This is a genomic window from Sphingobacterium sp. BN32 (assembly GCF_030503615.1).
Taxonomy (GTDB): domain Bacteria; phylum Bacteroidota; class Bacteroidia; order Sphingobacteriales; family Sphingobacteriaceae; genus Sphingobacterium.
Genome location: NZ_CP129963.1, coordinates 33,113 through 51,700, shown reverse-complemented (window position 1 = coordinate 51,700; position 18,588 = coordinate 33,113). Strand labels below are relative to the sequence as shown.

Below are 18,588 nucleotides of genomic sequence, written 5' to 3'. Positions count from 1 at the left end.
GTAAATTACCCTTATTAATGTTATAAATACGTCCGTATGCATTCATACCTGAAGACACAAGTAACAGACCATATCTGTTATATCCAATTAGATCGTGGCAGATCAAATGCTATGCATCTTGAAATGATTGAAGAACTCTCTGCGACGATTCAGCAACAGCAAGATGACCCTAGCATAGAAGCAATTGTCCTACAAGGGAAAGAAGGATTCTTCACTTCTGGACTCGACTTAATAACCCTTTTTCAATACGATCAACAACAAATCCGTACATTCTGGGAAAAGTTCATAGACCTGTTGCATCAGCTTGCAGCGTTCTCAAAACCTAGCATCGCTGCCATCACTGGGCACAGTCCTGCCGGAGGTTGCGTGCTTGCTATTTGTTGTGATTACCGCGTTATGGCGGAAGGCGAATTCATTATCGGTTTAAACGAAGTTCCTGTTGGCATTATCGTGCCTTCCAGCATCTTTGAACTCTATAGTTTTTGGATCGGCAAAGCCAATGCCCATCGATTCCTTTTAGAAGGGAAGCTGTTATCTCCACAGGCTGCACTGGAAGTTGGATTGCTCGACGAGGTTGTCCCTTTCGAACGCATCCAAACCGCAGCAGGAAGAAAAGCAAAACACTATATGCAATTTGATAAAAACGCATGGGGTGCAACCAAGATGAATATACGCAAAGGCCTTTTGAAAAACATTGCACAAACAAAAGAAGAAGCGATTGAACAAGTCCTGAAGCAATGGTGGGCACCATCGACGCGTTCGATCTTAAAAACAATTATTGATAATTTGACAAAGAAATAAAATGGCAGTACAAGGAGCTTTACAACAAGATGCCTTAAAAGGGAAAACCATCGTCGTTACGGGTGGTGGAACAGGATTAGGCAAAGCAATGGCAACCTATTTCTCCGAACTTGGCGCTAATTTAGTCATCAGCAGCAGAAAACTCCCGATATTGGAAGAAGCAGCGGCGGAGATCAAAAGCAAAACGGGTAATGCTGTCCTGCCGGTCGCATGCGATATTCGCAATCCGGAGGAAGTGGAAAACCTACGTATTCAAGCGGAAAAAGCATTCGGCAAAGTCGATGTTCTATTAAACAACGCAGCGGGTAACTTTATATCGCCGACCGAACGCCTGTCCCCGAATGCCTTTTCGACCATTATCGATATTGTATTAAAAGGAACAGTAAACTGTACCCTAGAATTCGGAAAAAACTGGATCGAAAAGAAACAACAGGCAAACGTACTCAACATCATTACCACCTATGCCTTTACAGGTTCGGGATATGTTGTGCCTTCCGCCGTAGCGAAAGGCGGAGTACTGACCCTTACGCGTTCCTTGGCGGTAGAATGGGGGAAATACGGAATACGACATAATGCAATCGCTCCAGGACCTTTCCCAACCAAAGGCGCTTGGGATAGATTATTGCCCGGAGACTTAGCAGCAAAATTTGATTTCAAAAACCGTGTACCATTAAAACGAGTAGGCGATCATCAGGAACTCGCTAATTTGGCAGCTTTTTTGGTGTCTGATTATGCGGCCTATATCAATGGCGAAGTCATCACGATTGATGGCGGCGAATGGTTACAAGGGGCAGGACAATTGAGCGGATTGGAAGCTGTAGAACCGGAAATGTGGGATGCAATTGAACAGACGATTAGAAAAAACAACAAGTAATGATTAAAAAATACTTAGCATACTTTTTCGTATGCGGGTTGTTGCTTACAGCATGTAATAATAGCAACAAGAAAACCGAAGAAAAACAAGACAGCGTCGTGCGCGAACCTATCGATCAGCCGGAAGAGGTACAACAGATATCAGAAGTTATTACGCGCTTTGTCCGAGCCTATATCAGTCAGGATAATGAAAAATTAAATGCTTTAGTGCATCCGGAGCTTGGAATGGCGATCATTTATCGTCCAGGTGCAGCCGATACATTCGCATTGATCGACTCCTTTGATTTCAAAAAGCCGATCCCCGAATATTACGCTTACCCGCCGCTTCAGAACGATCAGGTATTGACCTTTGAAAAATTACCTAGTTACGACTGCGGATCAATGAAATGGGATAAAACTGGATTCTACAGCGACACCACTTCCTACAGCAAAACGCAACTGCTGCAGACCATTGTAAAATTTGAAGAGGAGTTTGAATCTTCTAAATACAACGAGCAACAGAAAAAACGCATACAGGAGTTGGAAAACGGCAGTTACCGCGTTATATTAGCACAGCCGGAGGAAAGCTTGATCTTCCATGTTAAGCAATTCGGTACGGCTTGGTATGTCACAGTACTTGATCGCGCATATGGCGGTTGCGACGCATAAAAAACACATTACTATTAAGAAATCAACAAGACCTCATGGGCAATTTAGATAAAGATACACAAGCGAGAATCAACCAATGGTTGACGAACGAATATGACCAGGATACCGTAGCACAGGTACAGAAACTGGTTGACAATAATGAAGAAACCGAATTGTTAGACTCCTTCTACAAAGAATTGGAGTTCGGAACAGGCGGTTTGCGCGGTATTATGGGCGTAGGATCCAACCGAATGAATAAGTACACGATCGGAAAAGCGACGCAGGGCTTAGCAAACTATCTCCTCAAGCAGTTCCCTAATCAAGACATCAAAGTCGCCCTCTCTTACGATAGTCGCAACAATTCGCAGGCATTCGGAAACCTAGTGGCCGATGTGTTTTCTGCAAACGGCATCCATGTTTACTTATTCGAGGAATTACGACCAACGCCGGTATTATCCTTTGCCGTTCGTCACTTCCAATGCCAGGGCGGTGTGATGCTAACAGCATCGCATAACCCGAAGGAATATAATGGTTACAAAGCCTATTGGAACGATGGCGGACAATTGGTTGCACCGCACGACAAGAATGTAATCACGGAAGTGAATGCTATACAGTCTGTCAACGACATCAAATTCAACCGCGTAGAAAAAAATATCACCCTGGTTGGTGCGGATTTCGATGATATCTATATCGCTGAAAACAAGAAATTAAGCATTCATCCGGAAGCGGTCCAAGCTCAAAAAGATCTGAAAATCGTTTATTCTCCAATCCACGGAACAGGGATTACCGTTGTTCCGAAAATGTTGAAAGCATGGGGATTTGAAAATGTGACGATCGTAGAGGAGCAAGCCGAACCGAATGGTAACTTTCCTACCGTGATCTATCCAAATCCGGAGGAAGACGATGCTATGGCGAAAGCAAAACAAAAGGGCCAAGAGCTGGACGCGGATGTCGTGATGGCAACAGATCCCGATGCAGACCGTGTGGGCGTGGCGATCAAAACACCATCCGGATCGTTTCAATTAATCAATGGAAACCAGATCGGAAGCTTGTTGACCTATTATGTGCTTTCATCTAAAAAGGCTTTAGGCCAACTGAAACCAAACGACTATATCGTAAAAACCATTGTAACGTCTAATCTATTCGCTGCAATAGCGGATGCACATGAGGTAAAATACTACGAAACATTAACGGGTTTCAAATACATTGGCGAAGTAATGACCAAGCTATTGGGCAAGGAAAACTATTTGGTTGGTGGTGAAGAAAGCTACGGCTATTTAGTTGGCGATCTAGTTCGCGATAAAGATGCGGTAAACTCCTGCGCCTTTATTGCTGAAATGTGCGCATACTTCAAGAGCCAAGGAAAGTCGCTATACGATGTTTTGATACAGATTTGTTTGGAATACGGCTTCTACAAAGAAAAACTAATCTCCTTAACGAAAAAAGGAAAAGCTGGCGCCGATGAAATCAAACAGATGATGGCGGATCTTCGTGCAGAGCTTCCTAAAACGCTCGGTGGAATTGAAGTCGTCGAGGTTCGAGACTACGAAAACAGCGAAGCAACGAATATGAAAACCGGCGAGAAATCGACAATCGATCTTCCTAAATCGGATGTTCTGCAATTTATCACCGCCGATGGGGATGTCATCTCTGCACGCCCTTCCGGAACGGAGCCTAAGATTAAGTTCTACTGCTCGGTAAAAGAAAAATTAGCCTTTTCTTCCGAATATGGACAGATATCCAACCGTTTAGATGACAAGGTGGAAGTGATGATGGCCGATATAATCAAGGATTAATGGAAAAGTGGAAGGTATTAGATTCTAAATACATTATTCAACGCCCTTGGGCGACGCTCAGGGTCGACAGACTTGAAATGCCGAATGGCAATATCAAAGAAGAATACTATGTTCTAGAATACCCGAAATGGGTGAATATGATCGGTATAACCAAAGAAAATACCATCCTCTTTGTCAAACAGTACCGTCATGGCGCTGGCGAAGTACTGGTAGAGCTTCCGGCAGGCGTGGTAGAGGACGGCGAAGACCCGGAATTAGCGGCACGCCGAGAACTATTGGAAGAGACGGGTTATGCATTCGATTCCATTGAATACGTTTGTAAGCTCTATGCAAATCCGGCGACTTCAGGAAATCCAACGTTCACCTATATCCTTCAGGGTGGCGTAAAGATACAAGAACAGGAGCTCGACGCTTCCGAGGATATCGAAGTGGTCGAAATGAGCATAGAGGAAGCGAAGGCTTTCTTATTCGACAATAAAATCGGACAGGCACTTCATGCCTCTGCCCTATTCTACAGTTTTAAAAAGTTAGGTTTACTTTAATGTAGACCTAACTTAATTCTTTCTTAGCCCTCCTTTTCGCAATATTCAACGCTATTTTGTTACCTTTGCCGTATGGCTAGAGAAATTTATGAAACAAAGCGAAAAGCGCTTAAAATAAACCTAAACCCTGATATTTACGGAACATTTGCAGAGATCGGAGCCGGACAAGAGGTTGCCCGTAATTTCTTCGAAGCAGGTGCCGCATCGGGTACCATCGCAAAAACTATGTCGGCCTATGATATGGCTTTCTCCGATGCTATTTATGGCGTAGAGGAGTCTGGTCGCTACGTGAGCCGTACGCGCTTAAATAAAATGCTGGACCATGAATTCGACTTGCTAACCCAACGCCTGCAAGGCGAGAAGTACAATAGCAAGAAGTTCTTCGCCTTCGCGGATACCGTAACAACATTAAATTTCACAAAATCCAATGAACCACATGGCTGGATCGGGATCCGATTCCAACATGAGGTCGACGGACCTACAAATGATATCGTTATCCACGTTCGCCTATTGGACTCCGATAACACCTTGCAAACAAAAGTATTGGGAATCTTAGGTGTAAACCTGGTATTCGCCGCTTATTACTACGCACAGGATCCACAAACGATGATCGAGTCGCTGGCAGACAACCTAGCGATTGGCTCGGTAGAGATCGACTTAGTGAAAGTTTCTGGGCCTATCTTCGAGAATGCAAATGAACGCCTCTTGAACCTTTATCTGATCGCTAAGGGATTTGCTAAGGCTGCAATCTTCAAACCGGACGCAAAAGCAGCACAGATCAAAGATTACCTATACAAGAAGAATATCATTATCCTTCGTACGAAATATCGTCAGAAGTCAAATCCTAACTTCGACCTCTTCAATCTTGCCGTGGAAGAATTCCGCAAAAACACCGGAGCCACGCCAGAAGACACGGTTGTTCTTATCGAGGTCTTGATGGGTAATGTATTAGATGAGAACTCAAGCATCACCGACGAGGACTTAAATTACTTTGCAGAACGTGCGGAATACCTATGTTCCACAGGAAACAACATCCTGGTATCCAACTTCCGTCGCAACAATCACCTTGCCGAGTTTGTGCAAAGCTTCAAACCAAAGCATGTAGGTATTGCAACCAACGTGTACAACCTGAAGAATATCTTCAACACACACAACTACAACAAGGAAAACTATACAAACGAATTGTTATCCTATATATCCGGTATGTTCAGCAAAAACGTAAAACTCTACGCTTACCCATATTTGGACAAAAAGAACGAACAAATCGTCACCACCAAGAATATGCCGGTATCCGAAGAAGCAAAACCGCTATTCGACTTCCTATTGCAAAACAAATACATCATCGATATCGAAAACTATGACGAGAAGTTTGTTAAAACAGTGTAGTTTAGATGTAAGACATTAGATATAAGATATAAGAGTAAGGCGCCGATTAGGCGCCATTTTTATTGGTGATAAGCTGTGTTGATACTTTAGTTTAAAAAGAAGGGGTTAGTTTGTTTTGAAGGAAAGGAAGGGTGTTTTGTCTTGAACCAAGAAAGGAAGGATTTTAGGATTGACAGGATCATGTTTAGCGGCGAATGATGGAAGGGGAAGCATACACTTTCGGAGACGTTTAGTGAAACGTCTCCTATAAAAAATACAATCCATCCCTTCATATATCATAATACCCGATCCTGTTCATCCTTACATCCTTCCTTTCATGGTTCAAGACTAAGCATCCTGCCAATCCTTTTATCCTTCCTTTCTTGGTTCAAACACATCATACATCTAAAAACAAAGGCGCCTAATCGGCGCCCTGCTCTAATATCTAAAATCTAATGTCTAATCTCTAACCCAAATATTTCTTAAATATCGCATACAAGATCCGCATCTCATGATCATTTAATGTTGCGACATTGGGGTTCTCCTGGATATAATGGTATTTAAATCCTTTGATGGCGGCATCTAGGTTCTTCACGTCGAAACCGATGATTCGTAATGCGATTTTCACGTCGAAGTTTGCAGGTACTTGTTCCAGCGGTTGCTCATACCAGTATCCGAATCCTTGATCGGCAAGCGTTTTCCAAGGGAAGCGCGATGGATCGTTCTTACGCGTGGGCGCATAATCCATATGTCCGATAAAATTGCCCTGCGGAATATTATAAGAGGTCTTTAGCTGTTGCAGCAACTTCACCAAAGCCTGTATCTGAGCATCCGGCCATGGATCGGTCGTGCCGTTATTGTCAAGCTCGATCCCGATAGAAGATGAATTTAAGTCTGTATCATTCCCCCACCTGCCGGCTCCGGCGTGGTGCGCTCTGAAATAATCGTTCACCATCTGCACAATCTTTCCGTCCCGACCGATTACATAATGCGAGCTTACGCCAACCTTTTGATTATGGAAGGTCTTTACCGTCTGATCTAGCGATGCTTGTGCCGTATGATGGATCATCACATAATTAGGCTTGCGCATTCCAAAGTTCGTTGAGCCAATCCACTCCTTTTGATCTGCTCCAATCTTCGCTAACTGACCTTCTACAGGAGCTTCCTTGTAGATCTCTGAAAATTCCTTTGCCTTTTTCTTGTAAACTTTCTCCGTTGCCGCATATTTACCGCCTCCACAGGAGGTCGCCAATGCCGCAATAACCAAATATATAAATACGTTTCTAATCATTTTCTCTATCTCATTTAACCTTATGCCTACGCCACTTAAAGTGCGTCGACAACAAATTCAGGCCGCTCCACGCCCGGTTCCAGCTCAATTAGCTGAAAATTCCGAAACTCCATCAGCGCGCCTTCAGCTTCCAGACAAACATAACCTTTTCGCTTTGAAGCCAAGCGAATGCTATTGACAAATTTACCATTTATAGCCAATTTAACAGTGCCGTCGATACAAACTACGGTATATTTATTCCATTGCCCTACACCTAAACAGCGATTCTCTACCGACTTACTGCGCTCACCTCTAGGATTATCCGGAGATGCTGTCATTCCCCCCGCACCAAACAATTCCCCATGCACATAAGCAATCGGTGGTGTAACGCCGTCGCGCGTATTCTGATTGACCCAATCCAGCTCCAACATCTGCACCTCCATACCCATAGGCAGGTCATTCTTCCCTGCAACCGCATCTGACCATACAAAAACACCTGAATTGCCACCCTTCTCCAAATGACGCCATTCTACATGGATGATAAAATTTTCGTACATTTTCTCCGAACGGATTACGCCGATCGGATTCCCTTTGTTGACCAAAACCTTCCCCTTTGGAATCCAGGTCGTATCCGAAGTATTCACATCAATCCACTGGATTGGCTTTCCCTTTATCTTTGGATTAACGATGGACTCATCAAAGCTTTTCTCCACTCCAAAGGTAAAAAGCTTTTTCTGTGCGCTTACTCCCAAGGAAAAAGCCATAAACATCAGAAATAACGTTGCAGCCGGCAGGTTTAGTCTGTTCATATCAGTAGGTTTTAAGTATCCCTAAGATAAGGAATTACTGACAACTTAATCAAACCCCATGTAGACCCAATGTATAGCCCTTATGGAGCGGTTATGATTGGGGTTTGTATTGGGTTTGTATTGGGTTTACAAGGGGTTTGAGTCGACGGAGTTTAGTAGTTAGTACTTAGTAGTTAGTATAAAGACCTATGGCTGAAATTAGATGATAGACATTAGAGCGTTTTCTGAAAAGGTATTGTTTGAGCGGTTGGTTGTAGTAGGAACGTTTGTCTTGAACGAGAATGAAAATTTGTCTTGAACCAGGAAAGGAAGGATTTAGGGATTCGCAGGATCGGGCATTGGTGAGAATAAAGGGATGAATTGTATTTTTTATAGGAGACGTTTAGTGAAACGCACGATTACGATGTGCATACCAACATCCAACAATATACCAGATCCTGAAAATCCTTGTATCCTTCCTTGGTTCAGACGAAAGAGCATCCTGCCAATCCTTGCATCCTTTTTTTCCTGGTTCAGAAATAGTAGTTAGTACTTAGTAAAAAGACCTATGACGCCATACCCTCAAACCAAAAAAGCTGCCCCGTACTGGAGCAGCTTTTTAACAGACACAAGGTCTAATATCTAATGTCTCACATCTAATCTCTAATTACGCTTCTGCGTAAGCTTCGATTGGAGGACAAGAACAGATTAATGTTCTATCGCCTTGTGAGTCGTTTACACGACCTACGGAAGGCCAGAATTTATTTGTTCTTAAGTATTCAACAGGGTAAGCTGCTTTTTGACGTGAGTAAGGTCTATCCCACTCGTCTGCAGTTACTACGCGTGCCGTGTGTGGCGCGTGTTTCAATACGTTTTCTTTTTGGTCAACCTCGCCATTTTCTACTGCAGCGATTTCTTGACGAATAGCGATCAACGCTTCACAGAAACGATCTAACTCTGCCTTAGACTCCGACTCTGTAGGCTCTACCATTAAGGTACCAGCAACAGGGAATGATACGGTAGGAGCGTGGAAACCGTAGTCCATCAAACGTTTTGCGATGTCTGCTACTTCGATTCCTACGTTTTTGAAACCGCGGCAATCTAAGATCATCTCGTGTGCACAACGTCCGTTTGCACCTGCGTATAATACCGGGTAGTGCGATTCTAAACGTGCTTTGATGTAGTTAGCATTTAAGATGGCAGTTTTCGTAGCATCTGTTAATCCTTCGCCACCCATCATTGCGATGTATGCATGCGAGATTACTAAGATGGATGCAGAACCGAAAGGTGCTGCCGATACTGCTGAGATACCCTCTTCGCCAGAGATTTCTACAACTTCGTGGTTCGGCAAGAAAGGTACTAAGTGTGCTGCTACGCCGATTGGACCCATACCAGGACCACCACCACCGTGAGGGATACAGAATGTTTTGTGTAAGTTTAAGTGACAAACGTCAGCACCAATATAACCTGGGCTTGTTAAACCTACCTGTGCGTTCATGTTCGCACCATCCATATATACTTGACCACCATTTTCGTGGATGATATTACAGATTTCAACAATTGGCTCTTCGAATACTCCGTGCGTAGATGGATAAGTCACCATTAGGGAGTTTAGGTTTGCCGAATGTTCTGTTGCTTTTGCTCTTAAGTCTTCAACATCGATGTTTCCGCGTTCGTCACACTTCACAACAACCACTTTCAAGCCTGCCATAGATGCAGATGCAGGGTTTGTTCCGTGTGCCGATGCTGGAATTAAACAGATATCTCTATTTAAGTCGCCACGGCTGTGGTGATAAGCACGGATAACCATTAGTCCGGCGTATTCACCTTGTGCACCCGAGTTTGGTTGGAAGGACATCTTCGCGAATCCGGTGATTTCACACAACCAATCGTTCAATTCGTTGATCAATTGCATGTAACCTGTTGTTTGGTCTGCAGGAGCAAATGGATGTAACCCACCGAAACGTGCCCAAGTTACAGGAACCATCTCGGTTGTTGCGTTCAACTTCATCGTACATGATCCTAGAGGAATCATCGAATGACAAAGAGAAAGATCTTTTGCTTCTAAAGATTTGATGTAACGCAACATCTCACTTTCAGAGTGGTAGCTATTGAAAACAGGGTGTGTTAAGTAATCAGAAGCGCGTTCTAATTCCTCAGGGATAGAGTTTCCTAATTCATTAGTGAAACCTGATAGATCCACATCATTTACAGATTTACCTTTAATCTTCGCGAATACTTTCACGATCGTTTCGATATCTGCAAGCGTCGTAGTCTCGTCGATAGAGATTCCAACGGTATTATCAGCGTAGTAGAAGTTAAGCTCTTGGTTTAAAGCTTCAGACTTCAATGGGCTAAGTTCTTTATCTACTTCAAAACGTAATGTATCGAAGTAAGTCGCGTTTACCTGTTTGTAACCTAAGGCTTGGATTGCTTTGTCAGCAAGTTTCGTTAGATCATTGATACGTAATGCGATATTTTTGATTCCTTTTGGACCGTGGTAAACCGCGTAGAAAGAAGCCATAATAGCTAGTAATGCTTGCGCAGTACAAATATTAGAAGAAGCTTTATCTCTACGGATGTGTTGCTCACGAGTTTGAAGCGCCATACGCAATGCATATTCGCCATTCGAATCGGAAGTTACACCGATGATACGACCTGGAATATTACGTTTATAGGCATCTTTTGTTGCGAAGAATGCTGCATGAGGACCACCAAAGCCCATCGGTACGCCAAAACGTTGTGAGTTACCTACAACAACATCTGCTCCCCATTCTCCCGGAGGCGTTAATAACGCTAATGCCATTAAATCTGTAGCCACACAGATTGTGATGTTTTTATCATGAGCGTAAGCCGTGAACTCTTTATAATCATTTACAGAACCATCAGCAGCAGGATATTGGATAAACGCTGCGAATACATCGTCTGCTAAGTTATCTACGGTTAAATCTGCCACACGGATCTCCACACCAAATGGAACCGCTCTAGTCTGCAATACATCAAGCGTTTGCGGGTAGATGTTCGGTGTTACCAGGAATGTATGTGCATCTTTATTTTTGCGCGTGCTGTATAACATGAACATGGCCTCAGCAGCAGCAGTTGCTTCATCTAAAAGTGATGCGTTCGCTACTTCTAAGCCTGTTAAGTCAGATACCATCGTTTGGAAGTTCAATAAAGCTTGAAGGCGACCCTGAGCGATTTCAGCTTGGTACGGCGTGTACTGTGTGTACCATCCTGGATTCTCGAATACGTTACGTTGAATAACGCCAGGTAAGATTACATCGAAATATCCCTGACCGATATAAGATTTGAATACTTTGTTTTTTTCAGCGATTTGAGCAACCTTTTCAAGGTAAGCAACCTCGCTTAACGCTGCAGGTAACTTTAAAGGTTCTTTTTTACGGATTTGCGCAGGTACGGTTTGCTCGATTAGTTCGTCTAAGGAGCTAACGCCAAGTACAGTCAACATTTCCTCTACTTGCGAAGCGCTAGGACCGTTATGGCGATCCTGGAATTTCTCTTGGTAATTTATGTTACTCATTTTACGATGGGATTGCAAAATTTACAATGTTTAACGTTCTGTTATCCAATTTCTTTAGGATAGTTTCGCTATAAAAAAATTAGATGTGCAAAGATACGCTTTTTATAGGTAATTTTTGCCCTACCCGTAACGCCAAAAACATTTATTAACACATCAATCGATTGCACATTTTTTTAAAATTTAGGTAATAAGATCAGGGTATTGTTTCAAATAAAGTAGTGTAAGCGAAGTGAGGATATTATATCTGAAAATCCAACCCTTTCACATCCTTTTGTAAAAAATGAAAGCTCCTACCCTACAGTTCTTTGAACTTCTTAGGCATCAGCCGTTTACCGATTATCAAACGCTAAGCAACCGCGTCAATTTTTCTCTTTTCAATACATATTGTTAAATAAAGCGTGAATTCTCCTAACCAACAGGGGTTATAAATTAATTAATCACAATATTTTTTATTGGATTAATTAAATATAATTTCTTTGCTATTTTAGCTTAGGGTCAATTAACGAAAATTCAAGAGAGAAAAACCATGCAAACCACCGATACCATTTTATTAGTTCGTCCCTTTCAATTTAGAAGAAACGAAGAAACCGCCATCAACAACTATTTTCAAAGCGAAGAAATCCCTCCAAGGAAGATTCATCAAACTGCGACTTCCGAATTCGATAATTTTGCCTCCCTACTGCAACATGCCGGCATTCATACCATCGTGATCCAGGATAATGGAATACATCAAACACCGGATAGCATATTCCCCAACCATGTGGTCTCTTTTCATGGTAAAAGCGCCACACTATACCCCATGTTTGCCTATAATAGGCGGCGCGAGCGAAATCTGAACTACCTCGACCAGCTTAAAATAAGAGGCTTTGAATTCGAAAAATTGAACGATTACAGCGTTTATGAAGAAAGCGAGCTCTTTCTGGAAGGGAATGGCGCATTGATTTTAGATCGGGTCCATCATATAGCCTACATATCCCTATCCGATCGTGCGCATGAAAACATAGCGATCATCTTTTGTAACGACCATGGCTATGAGCCGGTTATCTTTCAATCGTTCCATCAATTTGACGCCCAATTGAAGCCCATCTTCCATAGCAATATGATGATGTCATTAGGCACTAACTTCTGTGTTATTTGTTGGGATTGCATTCCTGATATAGACGCTAGAATCAAGATCGAACAGCGGCTAATCAAGACCAACAAAGAAATAATCAGTATTAGTGTGGAGCAAATGAATCAGTTTGCAGGAAATATGGTCGAGATAAAGAATAAGAATGGACATCCTTTTATCTGCATGAGCACGCGGGCGTACGACAGCCTGACGGCAAGCCAGAAAATCATATTGAGCAGACATGGAATGTTGTTGCATGCGCCACTCTATAATATTGAGAAGTTTGGCGGAGGGAGTGCGCGAAGTATGATCGCTGAAGTGTTTTACGAAACCTAAAAGAGTACAGGCTTTATAATCGTATAAGACGACACAAACTCGACAAATTTTTTGTATTTACCATCATTTGCTTCAGGATCAATGCCTATCGTGAATTGATTGGTTTTGCCTTTATAGTTGATTTTTACGGCAATATCTTTACCATCGCTGCAACTATTACAGTCGCGTCTGCGTAAGGACATCAGATCAAGTTCTTCTATCAGACCAATTAGTTCTTCATAGCGTTCTTCCGGAAATAGCGTAGAATATTCGCTCGTTATATTCGGCTCACATTTATTTCCGCGGAAATCCTGTATCATATGATCTTTCTCTATCTGCAATTTGATCAGCCCACATTTCCCTTGAAGTAAATCAACATCCATATGTAGTTCAATGGGATCAACCTTTTCGTCAGTACAAGAAACTAGACTAATTAAAGCGATAAAAAGGAAATAGATCGGTCTTATCATAACAGTTTATAATTTGTTAATTACCAATAATTAACAAAGGTAGCTCTTTTCGCAAACAATTTAAACAAATTAGAAAGAATCTTTCGCTATCTCTCTTCTCACTCTACTCAGGCTTTCTGGTGTGATGCCTAAATACGAAGCGATCATCCATTGGGGAACACGCAGCAACAACTGAGGGTACATGGCAACGAATTCTAAGTATCTTTCCTTAGCAGACATGGCTAACAGGGAGTTTATTCTACGTTGTAGAAAGTGTATATTGCGTTGTAAGGAAGTTTCTGTAAAGCAGGTGAACTCATGATTGATCTTTCCTGCCTCTTCCAGAAACTGGGGCTGAATGAAGACAACCGTGGAAGGCTCCAATGCTTTGATGTAGTAATTTGATGGTTCATTGAAGAACATGCTTGAGCGATCCATCATCAACCAATTCTCTGGAGCAAACTGCATTATATGCTCGCCGCCTTTTTCGTCCAGGCTGAACAGCTGCAACAATCCTTTTTCAACGAACAGAATATGCTTACAAACCTCGCCCGCCCGCATGATGAGCTGATTATGGTCTACTTCGCGAAAGTCGAATAGTGGGCTTAGGCTTTCGAAATCTGCCAGCGTAAGTCCCGTTTTCGCTGTGTAATAGTTGTAGAAGTTGCTCTTGATTAATTCTTCAGACGTTATCATTAGTAAAGCACGCTAAATTTAAAGGCTAAGGGTTGGAAATTCTTCAACAGATCGTTGAACAATTCGTCGCCATATTTGATATATAGCACCGCGAAATTCTCAGTACGTTCTTGCAGGCCGCCATTCGGGAACAACTTATCTTTAACGCGCTCTATTTGAATAAGCGCATCCTCATGGTTCCTTTTCTCGGCTTTCAATAATTTCTTTTCTAGGTTATTTACAGCCTTTTTAAGACGCGCTTTTACCGCATCGGTGCTTGGGCCTAAACTCGGGTCGATCTTATGCGCACGAAGCTTAATCTTGCCGAAAATAGCATTAAGCTCCATCCATTCGTCCTGAAGGTTCAAGCGATGTTTTGTCTTCCGACGGACATATTCGTTTTTAAGGGTATTGACAGGCTTAAAAATACTTTTGAAAGTAAAGTCTAAACGGAATATTTTTCCAGCGACAGCATCATCGGTAATAAGTGCTGAATTACGTGGAACAAGGATTGGAAACTGCGTTTTATAATAGTCGAAATTAGCCTTTAGCTGTAGCCAATAGACTATTTCGGCTCCCCCGCCGATGTAAGCAAGATTGGGAAGTATCAGTTCTTGATAAAGAGGGCGCATGACCACATTCGGGCTGAAACGTTCCGGATGCTTCTTGATTTCTTGTTTTATCTCCTCCTCTGTAAAGTAGATATTCTGATGGAGCACTTCAAAACGACCGTCTTCCAGTCGAACAATGCGCTCTCTGAATTCATCGGTCAGATAAAAGAAGTTGATTTCGCGGGCATGAACCTGGGTATTGAACCCCGCCTCTTCCAACGATTTGGAAGTTGCTTCAATATGCTTCCAGCTATTTTCTTCGAGGATATCTTTTTCAATAATGGGCGCAAAGACCTTCTTCAGCGCTGCCCTATCGGCATCGATAATAACAAGTCCGTAGGCTTTAAATAGCGAATTGACGAATTTGCGCGTGGCATCAGCAAGGTTTAGCCCGGAAAGATAAGCTTCCTCCACTAATTCGGTTAGTTTCGTTGAATTATCCGATAATCCGAAGGTACTGCAATATTGTTTCACCACCTCGGCCATGCTATCGGTTTTCATTCGGCCGGTTGCCGAAATCCCTTCCTCCTCCCATACAATCTTCTTTCCGTAGACGCGAGTGTTATTGATTTCCGCAAAATCATGGTCCTCTGTCGCCATCCAATAAACGGGCACAAAGTCCTGTTCAGGGAAGCGAGCTTTTAAGTCCTGCGCCAGCTTAATAGCCGTCACGATCTTAAAAATGAAGTATAAGGGCCCGGTGAATATATTCAACTGATGACCGGTAGTAACGGTAAATGTATTATTGCTTTTTAATCGCTCCAGGTTTTGTGCAACCTCTGGAGAACTAGCCAAAAGCCCGCCATACTGATCTTTTAATTGATCGACTAACAGTTCACGATGTTGAAATTTCTTCTGGGCTTCAATCTGCTTCTTGAAACCGTCAAGATCTGGGAAATGACCGTAATAAGAGGCTAAATCTGGTTGTTTTGACAGATATGCTAATAAGGTTTTAGAAAAACTTCCGGTGTCGCTGTAGTCTATATATGTGGCTTTCATCTAGCTAGAGTAATGTTGCTTCAAATGTAAAAGATAGAAGGATTCAAATTACAAAAAAACTTTCATGATTCCGCTGATTGCCCAACAGTAATGAAAGTTCTTGATGGTCGGAATTAACCGACCGATCCACTAAAAGTAAGAAAAGGATGTTTATTAGGGGGTATTTCTGCCTTTATTTGACAATACTTCCATATAAATCAAAGTCTTCCGCACGGTCTACTTTCACCTGTACAAAATCTCCGATACGCGCATAGTTTGTTTTAGCATCCAACACCACTTCATTATCCACCTCTGGGGAGTCATATTCCGTTCTTCCGATGAAATAATCGCCATCCACACGATCCACCAACACCTTATAGGTATTGCCGATTTTCGTTTGGTTAATATCATAAGAGATCCCTTGCTGAACTTCCATGATTTGATCGACACGTTCTTGCTTCACCTCCTCAGGAACATTGTCTTCCAAAGAGTGTGCATGTGTTTTCTCCTCATGCGAATAAGTAAAACATCCCAATCTGTCGAAACGGGTTTCTTCTACCCATTCTAACATCTCATTGAAGTCTTCCTCAGTTTCACCAGGGTATCCGCAGATCAAGGTCGTACGCAAAGCGATATCAGGCACTTTATCGCGTATTTTGTTTACTAAATCAATTTGCTTTTGCTTGCTGGTTCCTCTACGCATAGAGGTCAACATATTGTCGCTGATATGCTGTAGAGGCATATCTAAGTAATTACAGATATTGGAGCGTTCATTCATCGCATCGAGGATGTCCATAGGGAAACCTGAAGGATACGCATATTGCAAACGGATCCACTCGATACCATTAACATCGGATAAATGACGTAGTAAATCCGAAAGATTACGCTTGCCATAGATATCCAAACCGTAATAGGTTAGATCTTGCGCAATAAGAATCAATTCTTTTGTCCCGTTCGATGCTAGGAACTTTGCTTCTTTAACCAGGTCGTCAATAGACTTGGAAACGTGCTTTCCACGCATCAAAGGGATAGCACAGAATGAGCAGGGTCTGTTACAACCTTCTGCAATCTTAAAATAGGAGAAATGCGATGGCGTCGTCAATAAACGCTCGCCTAATAACTCATGACGATAATCTGCACCAATTGTGGAAAGAAGATCCGGTAGGTCGTTCGTGCCAAAGAAAGCATCTACATTCGGAATCTCGGCTTCTAACTCGGGCTTATAACGCTCCGACAAGCAGCCAGTGACAATCACCTTATTGACTTTACCTTGGTCTTTTAACTCCGAAAATTGAAGGATGGTATCAATAGATTCTTGTTTGGCATTATCGATAAATCCACAGGTATTAATCACCACGATATCATTCGCTTGGATATTATTAGCCTCATGAACGACATCCATTTGGTTGCCCTTCAATTGTCCCATTAAAACCTCGCTATCGTGAATATTTTTAGAACAGCCTAAAGTAACCACATTCACACGTGGCTTTGCTACTACCGGGACTGCATTTCTTGTTTTTGTTCTCATATGAATGTGTAGACTACTGGAATAGTGAGTCTACGAAGTCTTTTTTGTTAAATAACTGTAAATCACCAATCTTCTCTCCTACTCCAATGTACTTTACAGGAATTTTGAATTGATCGGATATCCCGATTACCACACCGCCTTTTGCTGTTCCATCAAGCTTGGTCAATGCTAATGCATTCACATCGGTTGCTTGTGTAAACTGCGTAGCCTGCTCAATAGCATTCTGACCTGTGGAAGCGTCCAATACTAATAATATCTCATGCGGAGCATCTGGAATGACCTTCTGCATGACATTTTTAATCTTCGTCAGCTCGTTCATCAAGCCAACTTTATTGTGCAGACGACCCGCCGTATCAATAATCGCAACATCATCGCCGTTTGCAACCGCAGATTTAACGGTATCAAACGCAACTGATGCTGGATCCGAACCCATCGGCTGTGCAACAACGCGAACACCTACTCTATCTCCCCACAGCTGTATCTGATCGACAGCCGCTGCGCGGAATGTATCTGCTGCACCTAAAACAACCTTATTGCCGGCTTCCTTCAATTGATGTGCAAGCTTTCCGATCGTCGTAGTTTTACCAACACCATTCACCCCAACAACCATAATAACATAGGGCTTTTGATTGCCATATTCGAAGGTCTCGAAGTCATTGCTGTTATTCTCGGCAAGTAAACCTTGGATTTCGTCTTTTAATAAGCCGTTTAGATCATCAGTAGTAACGTATTTGTCTTGAGCGACACGCTTCTGAATACGATCAACAATCTTTAGCGTCGTTGTAACACCCACGTCGGAGGTTACTAAGACCTCTTCAAGATTATCCAATACATCATCATCAATCGTTGATTTTCCAACAACCGCTTTGGTAATTTTCGCAAAGAATCCCTCTTTCGTCTTCTCTAAGCCCTTGTTCAGTGCTTCCTGCGCCTCAGGAGTTTCCTGCTTCTTTTTAAAAAAATCAAATAATCCCATGATGTAAATGTATAATATGTCGTTGCTTTTCGTTCAAAGATACTGAAAACGGAAATACTAAAAAAGCCCTTTTGGTACTACCAAAACGGCTGTTTATAAGATTTTTAAAGAAAAACTTTAAAAAAAAGGAATATCTTACTGCTTATTTAGTAGCCGCAGCAACAACTTCTTTTACTTTGTCGTTGTGAACCATACTCTCTTTGAAAGTATATGCGCCTGTTTTTGCAGATTTAGTAGTAAGAACAACTTTAGTATATTCTTTACCACCACCTTTTTGTAATGATGCAACTGCCTTCTTTGCCATGGTATAATATTTTTATAGACTCCGAGGAATCCTTGTTT

Annotated in this window: 16 protein-coding genes; 7 read left to right on the top strand and 9 right to left on the bottom strand. The window is 42.3% G+C overall.

The window, feature by feature from the left end; all coding sequences use genetic code 11:
• Positions 1–36: 36 nt before the first annotated feature.
• From QYC40_RS00275 to QYC40_RS00250, 6 genes are all read left to right on the top strand, one after another.
• Entirely contained in the window at positions 37–801 is a 765-nt protein-coding gene (locus QYC40_RS00275; RefSeq protein WP_301991773.1) for an enoyl-CoA hydratase/isomerase family protein, read from the top strand.
• 1 nt (position 802) lies between these two features.
• The gene (locus tag QYC40_RS00270; RefSeq protein WP_301991772.1) at positions 803–1,675 is read left to right on the top strand and encodes an SDR family oxidoreductase; all 873 of its coding nucleotides are present in this window, start codon (positions 803–805) and stop codon (positions 1,673–1,675) included.
• Positions 1,675–2,322 (top strand): hypothetical protein, encoded by a 648-nt coding sequence (locus QYC40_RS00265; RefSeq protein ID WP_301991771.1) that lies wholly within the window; start codon positions 1,675–1,677, stop codon positions 2,320–2,322. The genes QYC40_RS00270 and QYC40_RS00265 overlap by 1 nt, the downstream gene beginning before the upstream one ends.
• 35 nt (positions 2,323–2,357) lie before the next feature.
• Positions 2,358–4,097 (top strand): phospho-sugar mutase, encoded by a 1,740-nt coding sequence (locus QYC40_RS00260; RefSeq protein ID WP_301991770.1) that lies wholly within the window; start codon positions 2,358–2,360, stop codon positions 4,095–4,097.
• Entirely contained in the window at positions 4,097–4,639 is a 543-nt protein-coding gene (locus tag QYC40_RS00255; RefSeq protein WP_301991769.1) for an NUDIX hydrolase, read from the top strand. Before QYC40_RS00260 ends, QYC40_RS00255 begins: the two co-directional genes overlap by 1 nt.
• 72 nt (positions 4,640–4,711) lie before the next feature.
• Positions 4,712–6,025: a nicotinamide mononucleotide adenylyltransferase gene (locus QYC40_RS00250; RefSeq protein WP_301991768.1), complete on the top strand. Its 1,314-nt coding sequence runs from the start codon at positions 4,712–4,714 to the stop codon at positions 6,023–6,025.
• Between the two features lie 445 nt (positions 6,026–6,470).
• Here QYC40_RS00250 and QYC40_RS00245 read toward each other — a convergent pair whose 3' ends face one another.
• The 3 genes from QYC40_RS00245 to gcvP all read right to left on the bottom strand — a co-directional run bounded on the left by QYC40_RS00245 (position 6,471) and on the right by gcvP (position 11,603).
• Complete coding sequence (locus QYC40_RS00245; protein ID WP_301991767.1) at positions 6,471–7,295, bottom strand: N-acetylmuramoyl-L-alanine amidase; 825 nt, start codon at positions 7,293–7,295, stop codon at positions 6,471–6,473.
• 35 nt (positions 7,296–7,330) lie between these two features.
• The gene (locus QYC40_RS00240) at positions 7,331–8,083 is read right to left on the bottom strand and encodes a DUF1080 domain-containing protein (RefSeq protein ID WP_301991766.1); all 753 of its coding nucleotides are present in this window, start codon (positions 8,081–8,083) and stop codon (positions 7,331–7,333) included.
• Between the two features lie 646 nt (positions 8,084–8,729).
• Positions 8,730–11,603 (bottom strand): aminomethyl-transferring glycine dehydrogenase, encoded by a 2,874-nt coding sequence (gcvP, locus tag QYC40_RS00235; RefSeq protein ID WP_301991765.1) that lies wholly within the window; start codon positions 11,601–11,603, stop codon positions 8,730–8,732.
• A gap of 526 nt (positions 11,604–12,129) precedes the next feature.
• On the opposite strand from gcvP, the gene ctlX reads away from it, so the two are divergent.
• On the top strand, positions 12,130–13,050 hold the full coding sequence (ctlX, locus tag QYC40_RS00230; RefSeq protein ID WP_301991764.1) for a citrulline utilization hydrolase CtlX: 921 nt from the start codon (positions 12,130–12,132) through the stop codon (positions 13,048–13,050).
• Here ctlX and QYC40_RS00225 read toward each other — a convergent pair.
• The 6 genes from QYC40_RS00225 to QYC40_RS00200 all read right to left on the bottom strand — a co-directional run bounded on the left by QYC40_RS00225 (position 13,047) and on the right by QYC40_RS00200 (position 18,550).
• On the bottom strand, positions 13,047–13,499 hold the full coding sequence (locus QYC40_RS00225) for a hypothetical protein (protein WP_301991763.1): 453 nt from the start codon (positions 13,497–13,499) through the stop codon (positions 13,047–13,049). The genes ctlX and QYC40_RS00225 overlap by 4 nt on opposite strands.
• Positions 13,500–13,568: 69 nt before the next feature.
• Positions 13,569–14,174, bottom strand: coding sequence for a Crp/Fnr family transcriptional regulator (locus tag QYC40_RS00220; protein ID WP_301991762.1), 606 nt, complete (start codon positions 14,172–14,174; stop codon positions 13,569–13,571).
• Positions 14,174–15,763, bottom strand: coding sequence for a bacillithiol biosynthesis cysteine-adding enzyme BshC (gene bshC, locus QYC40_RS00215; RefSeq protein ID WP_301991761.1), 1,590 nt, complete (start codon positions 15,761–15,763; stop codon positions 14,174–14,176). Before bshC ends, QYC40_RS00220 begins: the two co-directional genes overlap by 1 nt.
• A 172-nt stretch (positions 15,764–15,935) precedes the next feature.
• Complete coding sequence (gene rimO / locus QYC40_RS00210; protein ID WP_301991760.1) at positions 15,936–17,270, bottom strand: 30S ribosomal protein S12 methylthiotransferase RimO; 1,335 nt, start codon at positions 17,268–17,270, stop codon at positions 15,936–15,938.
• Between the two features lie 13 nt (positions 17,271–17,283).
• The gene (ftsY, locus tag QYC40_RS00205) at positions 17,284–18,246 is read right to left on the bottom strand and encodes a signal recognition particle-docking protein FtsY (RefSeq protein WP_260039954.1); all 963 of its coding nucleotides are present in this window, start codon (positions 18,244–18,246) and stop codon (positions 17,284–17,286) included.
• A gap of 142 nt (positions 18,247–18,388) precedes the next feature.
• Positions 18,389–18,550 carry a DUF4295 domain-containing protein gene (locus QYC40_RS00200; RefSeq protein WP_149524236.1) on the bottom strand — a complete coding sequence of 54 codons (162 nt, stop codon included), beginning with the start codon at positions 18,548–18,550 and terminating at the stop codon, positions 18,389–18,391.
• Positions 18,551–18,588 lie beyond the last annotated feature (38 nt).

Bases quoted from the DNA above. Each gene is read 5' to 3' on its own strand.
- QYC40_RS00275 (WP_301991773.1), top strand. From the start codon at position 37: ATGCATTCATACCTGAAGACACAAGTAACAGACCATATCTGTTATATC.
- QYC40_RS00270 (WP_301991772.1), top strand. From the start codon at position 803: ATGGCAGTACAAGGAGCTTTACAACAAGATGCCTTAAAAGGGAAAACC.
- QYC40_RS00265 (WP_301991771.1), top strand. From the start codon at position 1,675: ATGATTAAAAAATACTTAGCATACTTTTTCGTATGCGGGTTGTTGCTT.
- QYC40_RS00260 (WP_301991770.1), top strand. From the start codon at position 2,358: ATGGGCAATTTAGATAAAGATACACAAGCGAGAATCAACCAATGGTTG.
- QYC40_RS00255 (WP_301991769.1), top strand. From the start codon at position 4,097: ATGGAAAAGTGGAAGGTATTAGATTCTAAATACATTATTCAACGCCCT.
- QYC40_RS00250 (WP_301991768.1), top strand. From the start codon at position 4,712: ATGGCTAGAGAAATTTATGAAACAAAGCGAAAAGCGCTTAAAATAAAC.
- QYC40_RS00245 (WP_301991767.1), bottom strand. From the start codon at position 7,295: ATGATTAGAAACGTATTTATATATTTGGTTATTGCGGCATTGGCGACC.
- QYC40_RS00240 (WP_301991766.1), bottom strand. From the start codon at position 8,083: ATGAACAGACTAAACCTGCCGGCTGCAACGTTATTTCTGATGTTTATG.
- gcvP (WP_301991765.1), bottom strand. From the start codon at position 11,603: ATGAGTAACATAAATTACCAAGAGAAATTCCAGGATCGCCATAACGGT.
- ctlX (WP_301991764.1), top strand. From the start codon at position 12,130: ATGCAAACCACCGATACCATTTTATTAGTTCGTCCCTTTCAATTTAGA.
- QYC40_RS00225 (WP_301991763.1), bottom strand. From the start codon at position 13,499: ATGATAAGACCGATCTATTTCCTTTTTATCGCTTTAATTAGTCTAGTT.
- QYC40_RS00220 (WP_301991762.1), bottom strand. From the start codon at position 14,174: ATGATAACGTCTGAAGAATTAATCAAGAGCAACTTCTACAACTATTAC.
- bshC (WP_301991761.1), bottom strand. From the start codon at position 15,763: ATGAAAGCCACATATATAGACTACAGCGACACCGGAAGTTTTTCTAAA.
- rimO (WP_301991760.1), bottom strand. From the start codon at position 17,270: ATGAGAACAAAAACAAGAAATGCAGTCCCGGTAGTAGCAAAGCCACGT.
- ftsY (WP_260039954.1), bottom strand. From the start codon at position 18,246: ATGGGATTATTTGATTTTTTTAAAAAGAAGCAGGAAACTCCTGAGGCG.
- QYC40_RS00200 (WP_149524236.1), bottom strand. From the start codon at position 18,550: ATGGCAAAGAAGGCAGTTGCATCATTACAAAAAGGTGGTGGTAAAGAA.